Source organism: Streptomyces sp. CAI-85 (assembly GCF_013363615.1).
Lineage (GTDB): Bacteria > Actinomycetota > Actinomycetes > Streptomycetales > Streptomycetaceae > Streptomyces > Streptomyces antibioticus_B.
In genome coordinates this window covers 17,661-40,132 of sequence record NZ_JAANNX010000047.1, presented here as the reverse complement: position 1 = coordinate 40,132, position 22,472 = coordinate 17,661, and the positions used below count along the sequence as shown (strand labels likewise).

Here is a 22,472-nt window from a genome sequence, read left to right as displayed (position 1 = left end):
CGTCGAGGGTGACGGTGCCGGTGGAGGGGGCGAGGAAGCCGCCCATCATGTTGATGAGGGTGGACTTGCCGGCGCCGTTGGGGCCGAGCAGGCCGGTGACGCCGGGGCCGATGTTCATGGTGATGTCGTTGACGGCGACCACATTGCCGAACCAGCGGGAGACGTGGTCGATCTGGAGCGTGGTCACAGGCCCACCTTCCGGTAGCGGCGGATCAGAAGGCCGTAGGTCGCGGCGATCAGGCCGAGGGTGACGAGGACGTAGGCGACGCCCTCGCCGTGGGACGGGCCGATGCCGCCGGGGAACGTTGAGGCGGCGCCGAGGAACGCGGACTGCACGCCGTCGATGAGGGTCACCGGGGAGAACAGGCCGATCCAGGGGACCGCGCCGGTGCTGTTCTGCGCGTCGGCGATGGCCTGGAGGGTGGAGACGGCGCCGTAGGAGATGGTCATCACGGCGATGACGGCGGCGATGCCGAAGCCGCGGCGCGGGGTCACGGAGGCGATGACCAGGCCGATGCCGGCGAAGAGCAGGGAGAGCAGAGCCACGGAGACGAGTCCCTGTGCGAATCCCTCGGTCTGGTCGGCGAAGTCGAGCTTGGCCAGCAGCGCGCCCACGTAGAGCACGAGGAGAGGGGCGGCGGTGAGGATGAACAGCGCGGAGGCCAGGGCCGCGAACTTCGCACGGACGTAGTCCGCGGTCTCGATGGGCCGCGAGAAGTACAGCGGGACGGTCTTGAAGCGCAGGTCGCGGGAGACGGACTGGGGTGCCTGCGAGGCGACGTACAGGCTGATGACGGCCTGCATGATGATCGCGTAGCGGGTGTAGTCCACCGGGAGTTCCTTGGCCTTTGTGGCGACCGCGACGGCGACCATGATGGCCGCGGGGACGCACATCACCACGAACAGGAGCATCGGCAGGACCTTGGACTTCACCGAGCGGCCGAGGCCGTAGGAGCCGCGCAGGGACTGCGAGTAGAGGGACCGGCGGGCGTAGGCGCGGCCGAGGCGGGGGCCGTCGTAGCTGCGGTAGCCGATGTTGTGGATGCGGGTCTGGTCGCCCGAGGGGGCGGTGACCGGGGGCTCAACCGCCATGGCCGACGGCCTCCTTCCGCTGCTCGTCGCTGTCCTTGAAGACCTCGGAGATGTGGTGCCGGCGCTGTTCCATGCGGACCAGGCCGAGGCCGAGGTCGGCGACCACGTCCCGGACGACGTCGTAGGTCTCCTCGCCCTGGGCGGTGAGCAGCAGGACGTGTCCTGCGCCGGGCAGGCCGGTGGCGGTGTCGAGGAACTCCACGCCGCGTGCCTGGAGGGCCTCGCGCACCGCGCGCGTGCCGTCCGGGTGGGTGTCGGTGTCGGTGACCTCGATCGCCAGGGTGGTCGTGGTCTGGGTGAAGTCGGTGGTGGAGCTGGAGCGCAGGAGCTTGCCGCCGTCGACCACGACCACGTGGTCGCAGGTGCGTTCCAGTTCGCCCAGGAGGTGGGAGGTGACCAGGACCGAGATGCCGAAGTCGGTGTGGATGCGGCGGATCAGACCGAGCATGTCGTCGCGGCCGACCGGGTCGAGGCCGTTGGTCGGCTCGTCGAGGAAGACGAGCTGCGGGTCGTGCACCAGGGCCTGGGCCAGCTTGACGCGCTGCTTCATGCCGGTGGAGTAGCCGCCCATGGGGCGGTAGCGCTCCTCGTACAGCCCGACGTGGCGCAGGGTGTCGGCGGTGCGCTCGCGGGCGGCGGTGGGCGGCAGGCCGGACATCCGGGCCATGTGCACGACGAACTCGGTGGCCGAGACGTCGGGCGGCAGGCAGTCGTGTTCCGGCATGTAGCCGACGCGCTCGCGGATGGCGGCGCCCTTGGTGGCGACGTCCAGGCCGAGCACCTCGGCGCGGCCCTCGCTCGCGGGGGACAGACCCAGCAGGATCTTGATCAGTGTGGACTTGCCGGCCCCGTTGGCTCCGACGAGTCCGGTCACACCGGGTCCGACGTCCACGGAGAGCCGGTCAAGAGCGGTCACCCGGGGGAACCGCTTGCTCAGGCTTTCGGTCGCGATCACAGTCACATCGACGAATGTAGTGACGCACGCCACGGAATTCGTCAGACCTCAGAGCTGTCCTCGCCTCAGACCTCAGATGTACGGGCCCGTAGGGGACCCCCTGCCTGAGAGCTACGGCCGTGATCCACCCGTGATCCACCCCCGGGTGCGGACGGCCGCCGTCCTCCCTATTGACGCTTTCTCTAACAAGTGCCAGATTCGGTCGGGGTCAGGTTACGGACACGTACCGCAATCGGCGCGGACCGCTGGGACGAGGTGGCATGACGACGGCAGTGACACACGAACTCTCCGCGGACCTGCGGGGATTCAGGCGGGTGCAACGCCTGGCCTACGAGTGCGCCGAGGCGGTGGCGGCCCGGCTGGAACCCGGGGTGACGGAGCGCGAGGCGGCCCGGATGCAGCGGGAGTGGCTGCGCGAGCGGGGTGTGAACGACTGGTTCCATCTGCCGTTCGCCTGGTTCGGCGACCGCACGGCCTTCACGGACTTCCGGATTCCGCTCCAGTTCTTCCCCACCAACCGGCGGCTGGAGGCGGGGATGCCGTACATCCTCGACATGGCCCCCGTACTGGAGGGCTACACGGCGGACATCGGCTACTCGGGCGCGCTCGGGGTCCACCCGGTGCAGGAGCGGCTGATGGACGATCTGCGCGCGCACCGGGAGCTGATCCTGCGCGAGGTGCGCGAGCGGCGGCCGCTGCGGGAGATCTACGCCGACGTGGACCGCCTCATGGTCCGCCAGGGGTACGCCAACCGGCATCGCGCGTACCCGTTCGGGGTGATCGCGCACAAGGTGGACCGGGTGCGGGAGAGCCGGTTCTCGCCGCGGCTGTTCGGATTCGGCGCTCAGGCCCTGAAGGGGCTGGCCGCGGACGCGCTGCACGGGCATCGCGAGGGCTGGTCGCCGCTGTGGTCGCCGTACCGTTTCTCCGACCATCCGCCGCAGCCGGGTCTGTGGGCGGTGGAGCCGCATCTCGGATTCAGGGGCACGGGCGCGAAGTTCGAGGAGATCCTGGTGGTCACCGACTCCTCGGACCCCGAGGAGAGCGCGTTCTGGCTGGACGACGACCTGCCGCACGTGCGGCGCTGGGCGGAAGGGAAGGCGGAGGCGGAGTGACGACGCTGAAGGGGGCGCGCGAGCGCCGGGTGCGCACCGGGGGCATCGAGCTGAGCGTGGCCGAGCTGGGGGACCCCGGCCGGCCGACGGTCGTGCTGGTGCACGGCTATCCGGACAGCAAGGAGGTGTGGTCGCAGGTCGCGGCCCGGCTGGCCGGGGACTTCCACGTGGTGCTGTACGACGTGCGCGGCCACGGCGCCTCCACCGCGCCGAAGCCGCTGCGCGGCGGGTTCACCCTGGAGAAGCTGACGGACGACTTCCTGGCGGTCGTGGACGCGGTCAGCCCGGACCGTCCGGTGCATCTGGTGGGGCACGACTGGGGTTCGGTGCAGTCGTGGGAGTTCGTCACGGTGGCGCGTACCAAGGGGAGGATCGCGTCCTTCACCTCGATGTCGGGGCCGTCCCTCGACCACTTCGGGCACTGGATCAACTCCCGTCTCAAGCGCCCCACTCCGCGCCGGATCGGCCAACTCCTGGGCCAGGGCGCCAAGTCCTGGTACGTCTATCTGCTGCACACGCCTGTGGTGCCCGAACTCGCCTGGCGCGGACCGCTCGGCAAGCGCTGGCCGCGGATCCTGCGCCGTCTGGAGAACGTCCCGGGCGGCGACTACCCGACGCCCTCGCTGCCCTCGGACGCCGCGCACGGCGCCTGGCTGTACCGGGACAACGTCCGTTCCCGGCTGGCCCGTCCACGCCCCGACGCGCACGCTCATGTGCCGGTGCAGCTCGTCACGCCGCTGGGCGACGCGTTCCTCTCGGAGCGCCTCTACGACGAACTGGAGCAGTGGGTACCGCGGTTGACCCGGCGGACGATCCCGGCGAAGCACTGGGTGCCGCGGACCCGTCCGGACCAGCTCGCCTCCTGGATCACGGAGTTCGTCACCTCGGTCGAGGGCGGCCGGACCGAGCAGCGGGCCACCGGACGCCACGCGGACCGTTTCGGCGGCCAGTTGGTGCTGGTGACCGGTGCGGGCAGCGGGATCGGACGGGCGACCGCGTTCGCGTTCGCGGAGTCCGGGGCGCGGGTGATCGCGGTCGACCGGGACGCGGAGAGCGCGGCCCGCACCGCCGAACTGGCCCGGCTGATCGGCGCTCCCGAGGCATGGGCGGAGACCGTGGACGTCTCCGACGAACAGGAGATGGAGAAACTCGCCGCCAAGGTCCACTCCGAGTACGGGGTGTTGGACGTGCTGGTGAACAACGCCGGTATCGGGATGTCCGGTTCGTTCTTCGACACGACGTCCGACGACTGGCGCCGGGTGCTGGACGTCAACCTGTGGGGGGTCATCCACGGGTGTCGTCTGTTCGGGCGGCGGATGGCCGAGCGCGGCCAGGGCGGCCATATCGTCAACACCGCCTCGGCGGCGGCCTATCAGCCCTCGCGCGCCCTGCCCGCCTACAGCACGTCCAAGGCGGCGGTGCTGATGCTGAGCGAGTGCCTGCGCGCCGAACTGGCCGGTCAGGGCATCGGAGTTACGGCGATCTGTCCGGGACTCGTCAACACCAACATCACGTCCACGGCGACCTTCGTCGGGGTGGATCCGACGGAGGAGAAGCGCCGGCAGAACCGCTCGTCCCGGCTGTACGGCATGCGCAACTACCCTCCGGAGAAGGTCGCGGAGGCGATCCTGCGCTCGGTGGTCCGCAACGAGGCCGTGGTGCCGGTGACGCCGGAGGCGCGCGGTGTGCACGCCCTGACGCGGTTCGCACCGGGGGTGTTGAGGCGCATAGCGCGTATGAGCCCTCCGGTGTAGCGGACTTGGGGCGTGGCTCCCGAAGTCACGCCCCGTCATACGAGGTTGACGAAAGGTCCACAAACGGCGGCCGGTTGTCCACAGATTCTCCAATGACCCTGTGGATAAACGGAGTTGGCTGTGGACCAAACCTCGGACGCAAAACCTTGTGCGTGATCCATGTCTCTCCCGTCATGCTGAGGACATGAACGACAAGGAGATGGACGACAGACGCACGGTCAAGGTGTCGAAATACCTCTCGAAGCACCTGCGCCATCAGCCGGAGCGGATCGGGCTCACTCTCGACCCGGCGGGCTGGGTCGAGATCGACGACCTGATGGCCGCCTGCGCCGCGCACGGCTTCCGTTTCACCCGAGCCGAGCTGGACCATGTCGTCGCCGCCAACGACAAGAAGCGCTTCGCGATCGACGGCACCCGGATCCGCGCCAGCCAGGGCCACAGCGTCGAGGTCGAGCTGGGGCTGCCCCCGGCGACCCCGCCGGCGTACCTCTACCACGGGACCGTGGCGGCCTCCCTGGACGCGATCCGCGCCGAGGGGCTGCGGCCCATGAACCGGCACGACGTGCATCTTTCCCCGGACCGCGAGACCGCGACCCGGGTCGGCGCCCGCCGGGGCCGCCCCGTGGTGCTCTCCGTGGACGCCGCCGCCATGCACCGTGACGGCCATGTCTTCCAGGTGAGCGCGAACGGCGTATGGCTGACGAAGGCCGTACCGCCCCGCTATCTGCGGTTTCCCTCGCCGCACTGACCCTGCATGATCAGTGGTATGGACCACCTCCCCAGCACCGAGGCCGCCGTCGCCGCCTTGCGTGCCCTCGCCGACGCCTACGGGCGCGAGATCGAGGTCACCCATGACATCGGCGCCGACCGGACCTCGCGCCGTACCGCCGCGGGCGTCGGTGTCACCACCGACCCGGACGGCTCGCTGCCGCACGAGGCGTACGTCGAACTCGGCGGCAGCCCCCATGTGAGCGTGCGGCTCTACCCGGACGACGACGCCCTGATCACCGTGGACGGCGTGCAGTGCCCCGACATCGCCCGGGACGACGTACCCGCCTTCCTCCGCTCCCTCTACGAGGACCACGCCTGGGTCAAGGGCCGCCGCTTCCCGCCGAGCCACCATCTGATGGTGCCGCTGCCGGGCGACCGGGTGCACAAGGAGTTCATCGGACTGCTCCTCAGCCCGTGGCTGGCCGACCGCGTACGGTGAGCGTTTCACGTGAAACAGAGCCGTCGGCATACGCTCGGTGACATGACCCTGCGCCTGAGCACCGTGATCCTTCCGTACCTCCGCTGGAACGCCGGTGGCCGTTCGGCCTGGACACGTGCCGAACAGCTCGGCTTCCACACCGCGTACACCTACGACCATCTGTCCTGGCGCACCTTCCGCGACGGGCCCTGGTTCGGCGCCATCCCCACGCTGACCGCCGCCGCGGCCGTCACCGACCATCTGCGTCTGGGCACCCTGGTGACCTCGCCGAACTTCCGGCACCCGGTGACGCTGGCCAAGGAGCTGATCTCCCTGGACGACATCTCCGGCGGCCGGGTCACGCTCGGCATCGGGGCGGGAGGCACCGGCTTCGACGCCACGGCGCTCGGCCAGGAGCCCTGGACACCGCGTGAGCGGGCCGACCGGTTCGCCGAGTTCGTGCCCCTGCTCGACCGGCTGCTCACCGAGGACTCCGTGTCCTACGAGGGCGACCACTACGCGGCGCACGAGGCGCGGAACATCCCCGGCTGCGTCCAGCGCCCCCGGCTGCCCTTCGCCGTCGCCGCGACCGGACCGCGCGGACTGCGGCTCGCGGCCCGCCACGGCCAGGCGTGGGTGACCACCGGCGATCCCCGGCTGTACGAGAACGGCACCCCCGAGCAGTCGGTTCAGGCCATTCGCGGCCAGGTGGAGCGGCTCACCGACGAGTGCGTCGCCCAGGGCCGGGACGTGAACGAGCTGGACCGGATCCTGCTCACCGGCTTCACCCCGGACCGCTCCCGCCCGCTGGAGTCGGTGGGCGCGTTCGTCGACTTCGCGGGACGGCACAAGGAGCTGGGCTTCACGGAACTGGTGATCCACTGGCCCATCCCGGACTCCGACTTCGCGGCCGACGAGAAGGTCTTCGAGCAGATCGCCATGGACGGCCTCTCCCAACTGCGCTGACCTGTCCCCCGGGACGAGACACCGGGCATCCTTCCGGCCGCCCGGTGTCTCATGTGTGCGGGCTCTCGCCCGACCGTGCGGGCATATGCGCGAGAATGGCCCGGTGACCTCAGCGACTCGACAGCCCGAGACCCCGACCGCCGGCCTCCCGCCCCGGCTGATCGCCACCGATCTCGACGGCACCCTGCTGCGCGACGACAAGTCCGTCTCACCGCGCACCGTCGCCGCCCTCGCCGCCGCCGAGGAGGCGGGCATCGAGGTCTTCTTCGTCACCGGCCGCCCGGCCCGCTGGATGGACGTCGTCAGCGACCATGTCCACGGTCACGGCCTGGCGATCTGCGGCAACGGCGCCGCCGTGGTCGACCTCCACGGCGGCCCCGGCGCCCACCGGTTCGTCAAGGTGCGCGAGCTGGAACGCGCGAACGCCCTGGACGCCGTACGGCTGCTGCGGGACGCGGCGCCCGGGACCATGTACGCCGTCGAGCAGACCTACGGCTTCTACCAGGAGCCCGCGTACCCGAAGATGCACATGGAGATCCCCGACTCCCTCGCCCCCGCCGAGGAGCTGCTCGGGGCGGACGCGCCCGGGGCCCATGAGCCGGTGCTGAAGATCCTCGCCTTCCACCCCACGATCGACCCCGACGCCTTCCTCACCCTGGCCCGGCTGGCCATCGGCGACCGCGCCAACGTCACCCGGTCCAGCCCCAGCGCCCTGCTGGAGATCAGCGGCCCCGACGTCTCCAAGGCCAGCACGCTCGCCCTGTGCTGCGCCGAACGCGGCATCTCGCACGAGGAGGTCGTCGCCTTCGGGGACATGCCCAACGACGTCGAGATGCTGACCTGGGCGGGCCGGTCCTTCGCCATGGGCAACGCCCACCCGGACGTCCTCGCGGCGGCCTCCGGGCACACGGTCGCCAACAACGAGGACGGCGTGGCCGTCGTCATCGAGCGGCTTCTCTCCGAGCACGGCTGACCGGCCCCTCATCCGAGCGGCACCCCGCGCGCCGCCAGCCATGCCACCGGGTCCACCGCCGACCCCGCCCGGTCGGTCACCCGCGTCTCGAAGTGCAGATGCGGTCCCGTGGAGTTGCCCGAGGTGCCGGACTGGCCGATCCACTGCCCCGCGGTCACCCGCTCACCCTGGTCGACGGTGACGGCGGCCAGATGCGCGTACTGCGTGAAGTAGCCGTCCGGATGCCGCAGCACGATCTCGATGCCGAACGGGCCCCCGCACGACACCCGCACCACCCGGCCCTCGCCGACCGCCCGCACCGGCGTGCCGATCGGCACCGCGAAGTCCTGCCCGGTGTGCCGGTTCGCCCAGCGGGCCCCGCCGCTGCCGTAGCTCGCGGACAGCGTGTACGTCTCCACCGGCGCGACCCAGCTCTGCGAGAAGTGCGTCGCCGGCTGGACGAGCCGTACCGCGCCGCGGCAGGCGCCCGCCGCGACCGAGGCGTCCGCCTGCCCCTGCAACTCCCAGCGCGCCTGGTCGAGTTTGTCCTCGATGCCCTTCTTCAGGACGGCGAGTTCGCCGGCCCGCCGCTCCACGCCCTGCCAGGCGGACCTGGCCCTGCTCTCGTCCGCGGCCAGCCGTGCCTCGGCCCGCCGGCTCTTGCCGAGCGCGGTGTCGAGATCGAGCTGCGCCTGGGAGAAGGCGTGCTGACTCCGCAGCATCCGCTCCGGATCGTCGGCCAGGATGATCTGCGCGGCGACCGGCAGACCGCCGCCCTCACGGTACTGGGCCCGCGCGATCCGGCCCAGGTCGTCGCGGAGCGCGGCCGTCTCCCGCCGCTCCCGGCCCAGCAGTTCCTCCAGCTTCCGGGCCTTGCCCCGCGCGGCCTCCGCCTCCTGCCGCCCCGCCTCGTACTTCTGGGTGGCGACGGCCGCCTCCTCGTAGAGCCGCGCCACCCGCGTACTGAGCCCGGCGTCCGCCGCGGAGCCGTCGCCGGGCTCGCCGTCGGCGGCCGTCGGACGGGCGGCGAGCACCGCGGCCGCGCAGACCAGGACCGGAACGAGCAGGGGACGACGGCGAGATGAGCGCATGTCAGCGATCGTGCCCCGGCCCCCCGGCACCGGTCCTGTTCAAGGCGTACGCCCGGGGGACACCGCACCTCTGATGGCCCATCATGCGGGCCGTCGGGTTTGGATCAGCCCGCGGTCACCAGCAGCTCCGTGGCGGCCTCCCGCTCGACCATCGAGCGCAACGGGCCGTCCACCGAGGCGAGTTCCGCGAAGGGTCCGCGCTGCACGATCCGGCCCGCTTCCAGCACGACGACCTCGTCCACCGCGTCCAGCCCGGCCAGCCGGTGCGTGATCAGCACGGTGGTACGGCCCTCGGTGGCGGTCAGCAAGTCCGCGGTGAGCGCGTCGGCGGTGGGCAGGTCGAGATGCTCGGCCGGCTCGTCGAGCACCAGGACGGGGAAGTCGGCGAGGAGCGCGCGGGCCAGCGCGAGCCGCTGACGCTGGCCCCCGGAGAGCCGCGCCCCGTGCTCGCCGACGAGCGTGTCGAGCCCCTCGGGCAGGCTGTCGGCCCACTCCAGGAGCCGGGCCCGGGACAGCGCGTCGCGCACCTCGTCCTCGCTCGCGTCCTTCTTCGCCAGCAGCAGGTTCTCGCGCACCGAACTGTCGAAGAGGTGCGCGTCCTGCGCGCACAGCCCGACGAGCCGCCGTACGTCGTCGCCGTCCAGCGTGTCCGCGTCCGTGCCCCCCAGGGTGTAGGTGCCGGAGTCCGCGTCCAGGAAGCGCAGCAGGACCTGGGCGAGAGTCGTCTTGCCGGAGCCGGACGGGCCCACGACGGCGATACGGCGGCCCTGTGTCAGGGTGAGGTCCACCCCGGTCAGCGCGTCCCGGTCCTGACCGGCGTGCCGGGCCGTCAGCCCCTCGACGACCAGCGGGAACGGCGAGGCGGGCGGGCTTACGGGCCGCTCCGGCTCGCGCACCGGCTCGGGGGAGTCCAGGACCTCGAAGATCCGCTCGGCGCTCCGCCGGACCCGCCGACGGTGGCGTACGGCCAAGGGGAGCCCGAGGACGGCCTCGAAGGCGGCCAGCGGGGTGAGGACGACCACGGCCATGGTCACCCCGCTCAGCCGCCCGGCGGCGACCGCCTGGGCGCCGACGAGGGCGGAGGCGGCGACGGTGAGCCCGGAGACGAGAGCGGTGAGGCCGTCACCGAGGGCGGTGGCGGTGGCGGCCCGCGAGGCGATCCGGGTGAGCACGCCGTCCGCGGCGCGCACCTCGGCGGCCCGGGCGGGCAGCGCCCCGGAGACGGTCAGTTCGGCGGTACCGGTGAGCAGGTCGGCGGTCCGGGTGGCCAGCACTCCCCGGGCGGGGGCGAGCCGGCGCTCGGCGCGGTGCGCCACGGCACTGGTGATCAGCGGGACGCCCGCCCCGGCCACGAGCAGTCCGACGGCGAGCACGGCACCGGCCTCGGGCAGCAGCCAGGCCGTGAAGGCGACCGATCCGGCCGAGACGGCGACGGCGGCACCGGCCGGCAGCAGCCAGCGCAGCCAGTAGTCCTGGAGGGTGTCCACATCGGCGACGAGCCGCGACAGCAGATCGCCGCAGCGCGTGCCGCGCAGCCCGGCCGGCGCCAGCCGCTCCAGCCGCCGGAAGACGGCGACCCGGGTGTCCGCCAGCATCCGCAGCACCGCGTCGTGCGACACCAGCCGCTCGCCGTACCGGAACACGGCCCGGCCGATGCCGAACGCGCGGGTCGCCGTCACGGCCACCATCAGATACAGCACGGGCGGCTGCTGCGAGGCGCGGGAGATGAGCCAGCCGGAGGTGGCCATGAGGCCCACGGCGCTGCCCAGGGCGAGGCTGCCCAGCAGCAGCGCCAGCGCGAGCCGGCCGCGCCGGGCACCGGCCAGGGCACGGACCCGGGCGAGGACACCGCCGGCGCTCCCCCCGGCCGGCTCCTCGAACGGTTCCGGGCCGGGCCCGGCGGGCGCCGCCGCCTCCTGCGGTGCGGGAGCGGTCCTCGGCGCGGCCTCCGCGGGGCGGGGCGCCGCCGTCTCGGCCAGCCGGACGACCCGGTCCGCCACGGCCAGCAGGGCGGGCCGGTGCACCACGAGCAGGACCGTGCGCCCGGCCGCCAGCCGCCGTACGGCCTCGACGACCTCCGCCTCGGTCTCGCCGTCGAGCGCGGCCGTCGGCTCGTCCAGCAGCAGGACGGGCCGGTCCGCGAGGAACGCCCGCGCCAGGGCGAGCCGCTGGCGCTGACCGGCGGACAGCCCGGCCCCGTCCTCGCCCAGCACGGTGCCGAGCCCGGCGGGCAGCGCGTCCACGAACTCCAGCGCCCCCGCGTCCGCGAGCGCCCGCCGTACGGCCCGCTCGTCGGCGTCGGGCCGGGCCAGCCGTATGTTGTCGGCGATCGTCCCGGCGTACAGGTGCGGGCGTTGCGGCACCCAGGCGATCCGTGACCGCCACTGCTCCAGATCGGCCGCGGCGAGATCGACTCCCCCGGCCCGTACCCGGCCCTCGGTGGGCCGTACGAAGCCCAGCAGGGTGTGCAGCAGGGTGGACTTGCCCACGCCGCTCGGGCCGACCAGGGCGACGGTCTCCCCCGGTTCGACGGTGAAGGACACGTCCGAGACGGCGTCGGCCGAGCGGCCGGGGTAGCGCACGGTCACGCCGTCGAAGGCGAGCGGGCCCTCCGGGACCCGGGTGGTGCCGGGAGCCGGTACCGGGGTCTCCAGGACGGCGAAGATCTCCTCGGCGGCGGCGAGCCCCTCGGCGGCCGCGTGGTACTGGGTGCCGACCTGGCGCAGCGGCAGATACGCCTCCGGCGCGAGCACCAGGATGACCAGGCCGATGTAGAGGTCCATGTCGCCGTGCACCAGCCGCATGCCGATCGTCACGGCGACCAGGGCCACCGAGAGCGTGGCGAGCAGTTCGAGCGCGAACGACGACAGGAAGGCGATCCGTAGCGTGCGCATGGTCGCCCGGCGGTACTCGCCGGTGATGCTGCGGATCGACTCGGCCTGGGCCTTGGCCCGGCCGAACACCTTCAGCGTGGGCAGTCCCGCGACGACGTCCAGGAAGTGCCCCGACAGCCGGGACAGCAGCCGCCACTGACGGTCCATCCGCGACTGGGTGGCCCAGCCGATCAGCACCATGAACACCGGGATCAGCGGCAGGGTGCAGACGATGATCGTGGCGGAGACCCAGTCCTCGGTCACGATCCGCGCCAGGACCGCCACCGGCACGACCACCGCGAGCCCCAACTGCGGGAGATAGCGCGAGAAGTAGTCGTCGAGCGCGTCCACGCCCCGGGTGGCCAGGGCGACCAGCGATCCGGTCCGCTGGCCGCTCAGCCACCCCGGCCCCAGCTCGGCCGCCCGCTCCAGCAGCCGTCCGCGCAGCTCCGACTTCACCGCCGCGCTCGCACGGTGCGCGGCCAGCTCGGTGAGCCAGGAGACCACGGCCCGCCCGATCGCCACGGCCACCAACAGCAGCAGGGGAGTACGGAGTTCGGAGACCGACATCCCGTGCTGGAAGGCCCCGACCACCGCCTCGGCGATGAGCATCGCCTGCGCGATGACCAGCCCCGCACCGACGGCCCCGAGACCGACGACCGCCAGCAGGAACAGGCGGGTGGCCCGGGCGTAGCGGAGGAGACGCGGATCGATCGGTTTCACGTGAAACATGCCCTTCGGTCCGGGGAGGGGGTCTCACGGAGAGCATGACGTGTTCCACGTGAAACATCACGGAGCACCGTGATTTCCCCTCCCCCTCGGACTCAGTGCGCGGCGTCGGCGATGTGCTGTGTGCCGATCCGCTTACGGAACACCCAGTAGGTCCAGCCCTGGTAGAGCATCACGATGGGCGTGGCGATGACCGCGCACCAGGTCATGATCTTCAGGGTGTACGGGCTCGACGAGGCGTTGGTCACGGTGAGGCTCCAGCTCTCGTCGAGCGACGACGGCATGACGTTCGGGAAGAGCGTCAGGAACAGCATCGCCACGGCGGCCACGATGGTGACGCCGGAGAACGCGAACGCCCAGCCCTCACGCGCCGCCTGGTTGGCCACGAGGGCCGCGACCAGGGCGGCGACCGCCACGACCAGCGCGACCAGGCTCTGACCGTCACCGTTGTCGACCTGCGTCCAGAGCAGGAAGACCAGCGCGCAGACGGCGGTCACCAGACCGACCTTGAGCGCCAGTCGCCGCGCCCGCTCCCGGATGTCACCGACGGTCTTCAGGGCCGCGAACACCGCGCCGTGGAAGGTGAACAGGGTGAGCGTCACCGCTCCGCCGAGCAGGGCGTAGGGGTTGAGCAGATCCCAGAACCCGCCGACGTACTCGAAGTTCTGGTCGATCTTCACACCCCGGACGATGTTGCCGAAGGCCACGCCCCACAGGAACGCGGGAAGCAGCGAGGTCCAGAAGATCGCGGTCTCCCAGTTGCGCTGCCAGTTCTCCTCGGGCCGCTTGGCCCGGTACTCGAAGGCGACACCGCGCACGATCAGACAGACCAGGATGAACAGCAGCGGCAGATAGAACCCGGAGAAGAGCGTGGCGTACCACTCGGGGAAGGCGGCGAAGGTCGCGCCGCCCGCCGTGAGCAGCCAGACCTCGTTGCCGTCCCAGACCGGACCGATGGTGTTGATCAGCACCCGCTTCTCGGTCCGGTCGCGGGCCAGCAGTTTGGTGAGGACGCCGATCCCGAAGTCGAAGCCCTCCAGGAAGAAGTAGCCGATCCACAGGACGGCGATCAGGACGAACCAGACGTCGTGCAGTTCCATGACTGTGCAGCTCCCTCGGCCTAGTACGAGAAGGCCATCGGCTTGTCGGCGTCACGGGCGTCGCCGCCGATCTTCGTGGGCGGGTTGAGGTCGGCCTCGGTCAGCTCGGGCGGGCCGGCCTTGACGTACTTCACCAGCAGCTTGACCTCGATGACGGCGAGGATGGCGTACAGGACCGTGAAGACGATCATCGAGGTGAGGACCTCGGCCTGGGAGACACCGGGGGAGACCGCGTCCCGGGTCTGGAGGACGCCGTAGACGACCCAGGGCTGGCGGCCCATCTCGGTGAAGATCCAGCCCCAGGAGTTGGCGATCAGCGGGAAGCCCAGGGTCCAGATCGCGGCCAGCCAGTAGAGCCGGGTGAGCTTGGGGCCGAGCGCCTTCTTCGGGAGCAGCACCAGATGCGGCACCTCGTCCTCGCCGACCCGCAGATGCTGCGGCAGCATGAACTTCTTCCGGGTCAGCCACAGCCCGGCCACGCCGACGGCGAGGGACGTCATACCGAAGCCGATCATCCAGCGGAAGCCCCAGTAGGCGACCGGGATGTTGGGCCGGTAGTCGCCGGGCCCGAACTTCTCCTGCTCGGACTTGTTGACGTCGTTGATGCCGGGCACGTACGAGCTGAAGTCGTCGTTGGCCAGGAAGGACAGCAGGCCCGGGATCTCGATGGCGACCTTGTTGTGGCCCTTGTCGACGTCGCCGTAGGCGAAGACGGAGAAGGGCGCGGGCGCCTCGCCGTCCCAGAGGGCCTCGGCGGCGGCCATCTTCATCGGCTGCTGCTGGAACATGATCTTGCCGAGGACGTCACCGCTGACCGCGGTGAGCAGTCCGCCGACGGCGAGCGTGACCAGGCCGAGCCGCAGCGAGGTCTTCATCTCCCGGATGTGCTTCTTGCGCAGCAGATGGAAGGCGGAGATGCCGGCCATGAAGGCGCCACCGGTGAGGAAGGCCGCGGTGAGGGTGTGGAACGCCTGGGCCAGGGCGGTGTTCTGGGTGAGCACGAGCCAGAAGTCGGTCAGCTCGGCCCGGCCCTTCGCCTCGTTGATCCGGTAGCCGACCGGGTGCTGCATCCACGAGTTGGCCGCGAGGATGAAGTAGGCCGACAGGATCGTGCCGATCGAGACCATCCAGATGCAGGCCAGATGGATCCTCTTCGGCAGCCTGTCCCAGCCGAAGATCCACAGCCCGATGAAGGTGGACTCGAAGAAGAAGGCGATGAGGGCCTCGAAGGCCAGCGGGGCGCCGAAGATGTCACCGACGAACCGCGAGTAGTCGGACCAGTTCATGCCGAACTGGAACTCCTGGACGATGCCGGTGACGACACCCATCGCGATGTTGATCAGGAAGAGCTTGCCCCAGAACTTGGTCGCCCTGAGGTACTTCTCGTTCTCCGTGCGCACCCATGCGGTCTGGAGGCCCGCGGTGAGGGCGGCCAGGGAGATCGTCAGGGGAACGAACAGAAAGTGGTAGACGGTCGTGATGCCGAACTGCCAGCGCGCCAGGGTCTCCGGCGCCAAAGCCAGGTCCACGTCGTCGCTCCTTACCTCACACGCTTGTGAACGCGTTCACATTCACAAGCAATTATGGCGCACCGATTTTCGATACGCCGAAGGGGGGTCCCGCTTACCCGCGGGAACCCCCCAACGCTGCTCTTCACACCCCGTTTGACCTGCGCAGACGAGGATCCACCCGGGAGGCTACCGCTCCTTGCGGAACGCCTCCGCGACCTTCAGGAAGATGTCGTTCGCCTCGGACTCGCCGATCGTCACGCGCACCCCTTCGCCCACGAACGGCCGCACCACGACCCCGTGCTCCTCACAGGCGGCCGCGAAGGCCGCGGTGGACTCGCCGAGCCGCAGCCACACGAAGTTGGCCTGGGTGTCCGGCACGGTCCAGCCCTGGGACCGCAGCCCCTCGACCACCCGGGCGCGCTCCCCGACCAGCGAGCCGACCCGCCCGAACAGCTCGTCCTCGGCCCGCAGCGAGGCGATCGCCGCCTCCTGCGCCAACTGGCTCACCCCGAACGGCACCGCCGTCTTGCGCAGCGCCGTCGCCACCGGCTCATGGGCGATCGCGAACCCGATCCGCAGGCCGGCCAGGCCGTACGCCTTCGAGAAGGTCCGCAGGACACAGACGTTCGGCCGGCTGCGGTACAGCTCGACGCCGTCCGGCACCTCCGGGTCGCGGACGAACTCCCGGTACGCCTCGTCGAGCACCACCAGCACATCGCCCGGCACCCGGTCGAGGAATCGTTCCAGCTCGGCCCGGCGCACCGCGGTGCCGGTCGGGTTGTTGGGGTTGCAGACGAAGATCAGCCGGGTCCGCTCGGTGATCGCGTCGGCCATCGCGTCCAGGTCGTGCACATCGCCCTCGGTCAGCGGCACCCGCACCGAGGTGGCACCGCTGATCTGCGTGATGATCGGGTACGCCTCGAAGGACCGCCAGGCGTAGATCACCTCGTCGCCGGGGCCCGCCGTCGCCTGCACGAGCTGCTGGGCGACCCCGACCGAACCGGTGCCGGTGGCCAGGTGGGAGGCGGGCACCCCGAAGCACCCGGACAGCTCCTCGACCAGGGCCGTGCACGCCAGGTCCGGGTACCGGTTGAAGGCGGCGGCCGCGGCCGTCACGGCCTCCATCACGCCGGGCAGCGGCGGATAGGGGTTCTCGTTGGAGGACAGCTTGTAGGCCACGGCACCACCGGCCGCGGCGGGCTTGCCCGGCTTGTAGGTGGGAATCCCCTCCAGCTCGGCGCGCAGCTTGGGGCTCGTCTCGCTCACCGCAGTCCTCCTCGTGACCACAACCGGCTTCAATACTGCTCACCTTATGAGGATTCGGCGCGGGTGCGAACAGCTCGGACGGAGCCGGGCCCCCTTCCGTGATCTCTGAGGAGGAAGGGGTACGAAACGGGGGGCGCGCCGCACATATATCTATGCGCCGGTGGTGCGCGCCGTGGCGCGCATCCCTCGTGCAGGTGAGTTGAGACCTCTTCGAGACATCGGTGCGTTGGCAGGCTCATCCGTGCCGACACGTCACGTACCGACAAGTAAGGGCCCAACTGACTTGTTTTCTAAGGCATTTGGGGACTCGTGACCTTGCAGAAACGTGCCTGTCAATGCGTGCATATGCGTCCGCCCTACCCCACCGGATGAGCCCTACTATCGGCTCGCCATGACAGCAGCAGGGAAGCACCAGGTGAGCCGCGCGGAAACCTCACGCCGAGGCAGCCGGCCGGGCCGGGCGGGCATCAGGGACGTGGCCGCCGCCGCCGGGGTCTCCATCACGACCGTCTCCGACGCCCTCAACGGCAAGGGCAGGCTCCCCGACGCCACCCGACGCCATGTCCGCGAGGTCGCCGACCGACTCGGCTACCGCCCCTCGGCGGCGGCCCGAACCCTCCGTACCGGCAAGTCAGGGCTCATCGGCCTGACCGTGACGACGTACGGGGATGAACCTTTCACCTTCACCGAGTTCGCGTACTTCGCGGAGATGGCGCGCGCCGCGACCTCGGCCGCGCTCGCCCGCGGCTACGCGCTGGTGATCCTCCCCGCGACCTCGCGCCACGACGTGTGGTCGAACGTCGCCCTGGACGGCACGGTCGTCATCGACCCGTCCGACCAGGATCCGGTGGTCAGCGAGCTGGTGCGCCAGGGATTACCGGTCGTCTCCGACGGCCGCCCGGCCGGCCCGCTGCCGGTCACCGCCTGGGTCGACAATGACCACGAGGCCGCCGTCCTCGACATCCTCGACCATCTGGCCGACGCCGGCGCCCGCCGCATCGGCCTGCTGACCGGGACCACCACGGACACGTACACGCATCTGTCGACCACGGCCTATCTGCGCTGGTGCGAGCGGGTCGGACAGGACCCGGTGTACGAGGCGTACCCGGCGCACGACCCCTGCGCGGGCGCGGTCGCCGCGGACCGGCTGCTCGCCCGCCCGGACCGCCCCGACGCCGTCTACGGCCTCTTCGACCCCAACGGCACCGATCTGCTCGCCGCCGCCCGCCGCTACGGGCTGCGGGTGCCGGAGGATCTGCTGCTGGTGTGTTGCAGCGAGTCCACGGTGTACGCGAACACCGAGCCGCCCATCACCACGCTCTCGCTCAAACCGCGGCGCATCGGCACGGCGGTGGTGCAGCTTCTGATCGACGCGATCGAGGGCGTGGAGTCGGACCGGCCCGTCGAACAGGTGATACCGACCGAACTGATCGTCCGTACCTCTTCTCAGCGACGCCCGCCCCGCACGACGGTCAGCCCTCCTCGGGCGCCGGAGAAGGGGTAGGGCGAAGCCGGGGGTTGCCCCTGGGGGCGGGGGGAGTCTGGAGCCCGGTGAGGTGAGCCGGGGCCCGGAGAGAGGGTCCGAGGGGGGACCCGTGAGGGGGACCAGAGGGGGACCGGGGCGGCCGTCGGGGGGCGGTCGCCCCTCGGGTGTGTGAGGTGGCGTGCGGGGCGGGGGGCGAGGCCAGGAAGATGGGCCGAGGGGGCTGGGCCGAGAAGGCTGGGGTCGGGGGCTGCTCAGGGGCAGGCGGCCCCGGCTTCTCCGCGTCCGGGCGGCCCCCGGCTTCTCCGGGTCTATCCGCGTCTCTCAGGGGCTCTCTCAGGGGCTCCCCCGAGGCGCCCGCACCCTCCCGGGCGCCCCCGGCGCACTCGACTCGCCCCGCCCGGGGACCTCTTGGGGACCCTCGGGGTCGTACTCCGTCGTAGATCGACCGCTGACGAAGCCCGGCCCAATCGGGGCGAAAGCCGCGATGAACTGGGGCCTTGCTCCGATTCATGACCCCTGGGTCATCACACGGCACGATCCGCATTCCTATGATGGGCCCACGGCACCGCCGGCTGCTGCGACCAGGCGGCCCGAAGGTGCAGATGCGGCGCGATGGTGGAGGGGTCTGATGACTCAGGGGGCCGGTCAGGGACCCGAGGTGGAGCGGACGGCGACGTTGCGCGACTTCCGGGTGCCCGCGTATGTCCACGAGACCGGTCCGTACGCCCAGGGCACGCCCCCCGGCAACGCCGCGCCGCCCGTCCACGACCCGCTGGACCCGCCGGCCGGCTACACCCCGACGCAGCGCGATCTGCCCGTCATCAACCGGGGTGACACGCTCCAGGTGACCGTCGACCCGGCGCCCGCCCCGGCCCCGGCGCCCGTGCCCTCGGCAGGACCGGGCCCGCTGTTCGTCGTCGGCGACGTGCACGGCTACCTCGAAGAACTGATCGCCGCGCTCCGCGAGAAGGGCCTGATCGACGCCGCCGGACACTGGTGCGCCGGCACCGCCAGGCTCTGGTTCCTCGGCGACTTCACCGACCGCGGTCCGGACGGCATCGGCGTCATCGACCTCGTGATGCGGCTGTCCGCCGAGGCCGCCGCGTCCGGCGGCTACTGCAAGGCGCTCATGGGCAACCACGAGCTGCTCCTGCTCGGCGCCAAGCGCTTCGGCGACACCCCCGTCAACTCCGGGGCCGGCACCGCCACCTTCCAGGCGGCCTGGCTGCTCAACGGCGGCCAGAAGTACGACATGGACCGCCTCCAGGACCACCACCTCCAGTGGATGGCCCGCCTCGACGCCGTCGAGGAGGTCGACGGACATCTCCTCGTGCACTCCGACACGACCGCCTACCTCGACTACGGCGACTCGATCGAGGCGGTCAACGACACCGTGCGCGAGACGATCACGCGCAACGACGCGGACGAGGTGTGGGACCTGTTCCGCAAGTTCACCAAGCGGTTCTCCTTCCGCGACGAGGGGGGTGCAGACGCCGTCCGTTCCCTGCTCGATACGTACGGCGGCACCCGCATCGTTCACGGCCACAGCCCGATTCCCTACCTGCTGGGCGAAGTCGGCTCCGAGGACGGCGAGGAACACCGCGACCCGGTGGTCGAAGGACCGCACGTCTACGCCGACGGACTGGCCATCGCCATGGACGGCGGCGTCACGATGGCCGGGAAACTGCTGGTCCAGCAACTGCCCCTGGAAAGCTGAGCGTTCCGGCGGCATATCCCGACGTCGCCGGGGCCTCGCGCGCCCCGGCGCCGCACCGGTCGAGGGCGACTCCGGGCCGGTGCGAGCCGGCACGGGCCGACGGCCAATTTCGGCAAACCCCCTGTCACCCCAGGCCGTCGCCGCTCTACCATCGGACTATCCGTAGCAGGCTCCCCTCCGTTTCTGCCCGACGGCTCGTTGGCATGCGAGCCCCAAGCCCTACGGAGCATCGGGGGATGCACATGAACAGCGTTCCGCAGCACCTGCTCAGCGAGGACCGCCAGGAGTACGAGCGGATCCTCGACGAGGCGCTGCGCTCCGCCCCACACCACCCGGAACTGGCCGCTGTGGGACAGCGGCTCAACACCGAACAACTGCGCACCATGGCGCTCAACGCCTCGGCGCTCATCACGGCGGCCGCGGCGACCGAGTACCAGCACTACGTCAAGGTCCGCGAGGAACTGCGCCATCCGGCACCGCCCGCGTCGTCCTCGCACGAGTCCGGCTCCCCGGAACCGGCCACGGGCGCGATGGGCCTCGCCACCACCATGGGGGACGCCGCCCAGGCCGCCGAGGCCGCAGGCGCGGGGGCCGTCGCGGTCGCCGCCGTCCTCACGCCCGTCCTCGCCGGGACCGCCGCGGTGATCTTCCTGCTCGTCGGATACCTCCTCAAGGCGATCGCCCCCGAGCAGACGGTCGCACAGGCCATGCTCAACGTCGGCTGGGCGTTCGGGGCGGTGGCCGCGGCCGCGATCCTCGTCGCCACCGTCGGGCTGCTGCTCACCGCCCTGCGCAACCAGCCCTCCCTGACGGCGGGACCCTACGGAGAACTGAGCGAGGAGGTCGCCCGGGCCAAGGACGCCTGGCGAGAAGCCGTCCTGGAACGCGGCATCGTCCCGTTCCTGCGCGAGGCCCTCGCCAACCCCGGTACGACGGCCCTCCTCCACCCCGACCCGGCTCCTCCGGCCCCGACCGGCCGCCTGCCGAAGATCGGCTACGACCGTCCGGGGTTCAGCAGCCCCGACGACGGCCGGGCGGCAGGACCGCGCCCGAGCTTCAGCAGCCCGGACTACACCAGCCCGGACTTCGGCGGCCCGGAGCACCAGCCGGAATAGGCACCCGGCTTGCGCCCCCGGGAACCCCCGGACGCGGGGCGCGCAAGCCGAGTGCGTTGTGCTTGTGGGCTCAGAGGATGCCCGCCCGGCCGGCGGCGGTGATCCAGGACGGGAACTCGGACAGCAGCCGGTCGTACAGCTCCTGGTCCGGTACGGTCCTGATGTCGTCGACCGCGAAGAAGCCCACGTTGTCGACGCGACGGCCGGGCAGCCGGTCGAAGCGCTCCAGGACGCCGTAGTTGGAGCGGCCGAGGCCCACGAACTGCCAGAAGATCGGCTCCTCGACAGCCTCCCGCAGCTCCCGCTCGATCGCCGCGTCGCGGTAGACCCCGCCGTCGGAGAAGAACAGCACCAGGGTCGGCACGGGCGCGGGTGTCTCCCGCACATACGCCCTGACCTCGGCGATCGCCTTCTGCTCCTCGTTCTGGATACCGACCGCGCGCATGTCGACCTGCCCGGGTTCCAGACCCTTCCGCGGCTTCTTGCTCCGCCGGAACAGACTGATCTCGCCCACCCGCACATGCAGCCGCAGCCACTCGGGCAGCTCGCCCAGCCGCAGGTCCGGGAGACGGGCGGCGTTGCTGGCGAAGGTCCACGCCTGCATCTCCCCGTCGTCGTCGAGCTGCGCCGCCACGGCCGCCATGCGTTCCACGACGTCCGCGACCACGCCGCCCGAGTACAGGAACGACATCGAGCCGGACGCGTCCAGCACGAGGATGACCCGCGCGGTCACCCCCGCCGCACCCCGCTTGCTGAGACTCACGGCGACCTGCTCCTTGCGCAACGACAGCCGCTTGCGCATGTCGACGGGAAGCTGTTCCTCGCCCTTGGTGAGACGGGGGCGGAGCCCGGAGGACGACGGAGCAGGAGCGACGGGCGGAGTGTTCGGGACGGGCGGAGCGGCCGGAGTCGACGGAGTGAACGGAGCGGATGGAGCGGACGGAGCGGGCGGGACGGGCGGAGTCGGAGGGACGGGAGGCGCATACGGGGCCGTGGCTGATGGTGTGGCAGCCGCGGCGGGCGGCTCCTCGTCGACGCTGATCCCGAAGTCCGTGGCCAGCCCGGCGAGTCCGGACGCGTACCCCTGGCCGACCGCGCGGAACTTCCAGCGCCCCTGCCGCAGATACAGCTCGCCGCCGATGAACGCCGTCTCGGAGTCCGCCCGCATCTCGAAGCGGGCCAACTCGCCCTGACCGCCCGCGTCGAGAAGCCGCAGCGTCAGACCGTCCACCTGTCCGAAGGTGCCGCCGTCGGCCGAAGCGCCCAGCACGACCCGCGCGATGCCGTTCTCCAGTGCTCGCAGGTCCACCTGGACGGTGTCGGTCATGACCCCGCCGACGTCCTGTTTCCCGAGATGGGTCACGGCTCCGGAGGTGTGCCGCGGCTGGTTGTAGAAGACGAAGTCCCCGTCGTCCCGCACCCGCCCGGCCTCGGTGAGCAGCAGCGCGGACGCGTCGACATCCGGCCCACCCCCCTTCACGGCCCAACTGAGTTCCGCCCGCACCACACCCGCGTCGACCGCCAGATTGGCACCCTTGCTCATGGATCCCGCTGTCATACC

General features: G+C 71.2%; 18 protein-coding genes. 9 read left to right on the top strand and 9 right to left on the bottom strand.

The features are described from left to right. The 3 genes from G6W55_RS29685 to G6W55_RS29675 all read right to left on the bottom strand — a co-directional run. Window positions 1–187 (bottom strand): ATP-binding cassette domain-containing protein (locus G6W55_RS29685; RefSeq protein ID WP_175523842.1); only part of this gene is annotated, 187 nt, incomplete at its 3' end. Then, window positions 184–1,092: an ABC transporter permease subunit gene (locus G6W55_RS29680; RefSeq protein WP_175523841.1), complete on the bottom strand. Its 909-nt coding sequence runs from the start codon at window positions 1,090–1,092 to the stop codon at window positions 184–186. The genes G6W55_RS29680 and G6W55_RS29685, both read right to left, overlap by 4 nt. Continuing rightward, complete coding sequence (locus G6W55_RS29675) at window positions 1,082–2,047, bottom strand: ABC transporter ATP-binding protein (protein WP_175523844.1); 966 nt, start codon at window positions 2,045–2,047, stop codon at window positions 1,082–1,084. The genes G6W55_RS29680 and G6W55_RS29675 overlap by 11 nt, the downstream gene beginning before the upstream one ends. A gap of 260 nt (window positions 2,048–2,307) precedes the next feature. Between G6W55_RS29675 and G6W55_RS29670 the strand changes: the two genes are divergently transcribed. The 6 genes from G6W55_RS29670 to G6W55_RS29645 all read left to right on the top strand — a co-directional run bounded on the left by G6W55_RS29670 (window position 2,308) and on the right by G6W55_RS29645 (window position 8,044). Continuing rightward, a complete protein-coding gene (locus G6W55_RS29670) occupies window positions 2,308–3,162 on the top strand; it encodes a M24 family metallopeptidase (protein ID WP_175523840.1) in 855 nt (284 codons plus the stop codon). Next, window positions 3,159–4,916, top strand: a complete 1,758-nt coding sequence (locus G6W55_RS29665; RefSeq protein ID WP_175523839.1) for an SDR family oxidoreductase — start codon at window positions 3,159–3,161, stop codon at window positions 4,914–4,916. The genes G6W55_RS29670 and G6W55_RS29665 overlap by 4 nt, the downstream gene beginning before the upstream one ends. Before the next feature lie 199 nt (window positions 4,917–5,115). After that, window positions 5,116–5,664, top strand: coding sequence for an RNA 2'-phosphotransferase (locus tag G6W55_RS29660; protein ID WP_370628141.1), 549 nt, complete (start codon window positions 5,116–5,118; stop codon window positions 5,662–5,664). Between the two features lie 18 nt (window positions 5,665–5,682). Next, a complete protein-coding gene (locus G6W55_RS29655) occupies window positions 5,683–6,126 on the top strand; it encodes a hypothetical protein (RefSeq protein WP_375372484.1) in 444 nt (147 codons plus the stop codon). A gap of 42 nt (window positions 6,127–6,168) precedes the next feature. Continuing rightward, on the top strand, window positions 6,169–7,071 hold the full coding sequence (locus G6W55_RS29650; protein WP_085211283.1) for an LLM class flavin-dependent oxidoreductase: 903 nt from the start codon (window positions 6,169–6,171) through the stop codon (window positions 7,069–7,071). Window positions 7,072–7,156: 85 nt separating this feature from the next. Beyond that, window positions 7,157–8,044, top strand: coding sequence for a Cof-type HAD-IIB family hydrolase (locus tag G6W55_RS29645; RefSeq protein ID WP_175523837.1), 888 nt, complete (start codon window positions 7,157–7,159; stop codon window positions 8,042–8,044). An 8-nt stretch (window positions 8,045–8,052) separates the two neighbouring features. On the opposite strand, the gene G6W55_RS29640 is transcribed toward G6W55_RS29645, so the two are convergent. The 5 genes from G6W55_RS29640 to hisC form a co-directional block, all read right to left on the bottom strand. Continuing rightward, window positions 8,053–9,114 carry a M23 family metallopeptidase gene (locus G6W55_RS29640; RefSeq protein WP_175523836.1) on the bottom strand — a complete coding sequence of 354 codons (1,062 nt, stop codon included), beginning with the start codon at window positions 9,112–9,114 and terminating at the stop codon, window positions 8,053–8,055. Between the two features lie 104 nt (window positions 9,115–9,218). Beyond that, the gene (gene cydD, locus G6W55_RS29635; protein ID WP_217687546.1) at window positions 9,219–12,719 is read right to left on the bottom strand and encodes a thiol reductant ABC exporter subunit CydD; all 3,501 of its coding nucleotides are present in this window, start codon (window positions 12,717–12,719) and stop codon (window positions 9,219–9,221) included. A 92-nt stretch (window positions 12,720–12,811) separates the two neighbouring features. Beyond that, the gene (gene cydB / locus G6W55_RS29630; protein WP_175523834.1) at window positions 12,812–13,816 is read right to left on the bottom strand and encodes a cytochrome d ubiquinol oxidase subunit II; all 1,005 of its coding nucleotides are present in this window, start codon (window positions 13,814–13,816) and stop codon (window positions 12,812–12,814) included. 20 nt (window positions 13,817–13,836) lie between these two features. Then, window positions 13,837–15,345: a cytochrome ubiquinol oxidase subunit I gene (locus G6W55_RS29625; RefSeq protein ID WP_175523833.1), complete on the bottom strand. Its 1,509-nt coding sequence runs from the start codon at window positions 15,343–15,345 to the stop codon at window positions 13,837–13,839. Between the two features lie 168 nt (window positions 15,346–15,513). Further along, window positions 15,514–16,593 carry a histidinol-phosphate transaminase gene (hisC, locus tag G6W55_RS29620; protein WP_175523832.1) on the bottom strand — a complete coding sequence of 360 codons (1,080 nt, stop codon included), beginning with the start codon at window positions 16,591–16,593 and terminating at the stop codon, window positions 15,514–15,516. A 391-nt stretch (window positions 16,594–16,984) separates the two neighbouring features. On the opposite strand from hisC, the gene G6W55_RS29615 reads away from it, so the two are divergent. The 3 genes from G6W55_RS29615 (at window position 16,985) to G6W55_RS29605 (ending at window position 20,911) form a co-directional block, all read left to right on the top strand. Continuing rightward, the gene (locus G6W55_RS29615; RefSeq protein ID WP_175523831.1) at window positions 16,985–18,097 is read left to right on the top strand and encodes a LacI family DNA-binding transcriptional regulator; all 1,113 of its coding nucleotides are present in this window, start codon (window positions 16,985–16,987) and stop codon (window positions 18,095–18,097) included. Window positions 18,098–18,707: 610 nt separating this feature from the next. Beyond that, window positions 18,708–19,796 carry a metallophosphoesterase gene (locus G6W55_RS29610; RefSeq protein ID WP_175523830.1) on the top strand — a complete coding sequence of 363 codons (1,089 nt, stop codon included), beginning with the start codon at window positions 18,708–18,710 and terminating at the stop codon, window positions 19,794–19,796. A gap of 236 nt (window positions 19,797–20,032) precedes the next feature. Then, window positions 20,033–20,911: a hypothetical protein gene (locus G6W55_RS29605; protein ID WP_175523829.1), complete on the top strand. Its 879-nt coding sequence runs from the start codon at window positions 20,033–20,035 to the stop codon at window positions 20,909–20,911. Between the two features lie 70 nt (window positions 20,912–20,981). On the opposite strand, the gene G6W55_RS29600 is transcribed toward G6W55_RS29605, so the two are convergent. Further along, window positions 20,982–22,469, bottom strand: coding sequence for a VWA domain-containing protein (locus G6W55_RS29600; protein ID WP_175523828.1), 1,488 nt, complete (start codon window positions 22,467–22,469; stop codon window positions 20,982–20,984). Between the last annotated feature and the right edge of the window lie 3 nt (window positions 22,470–22,472).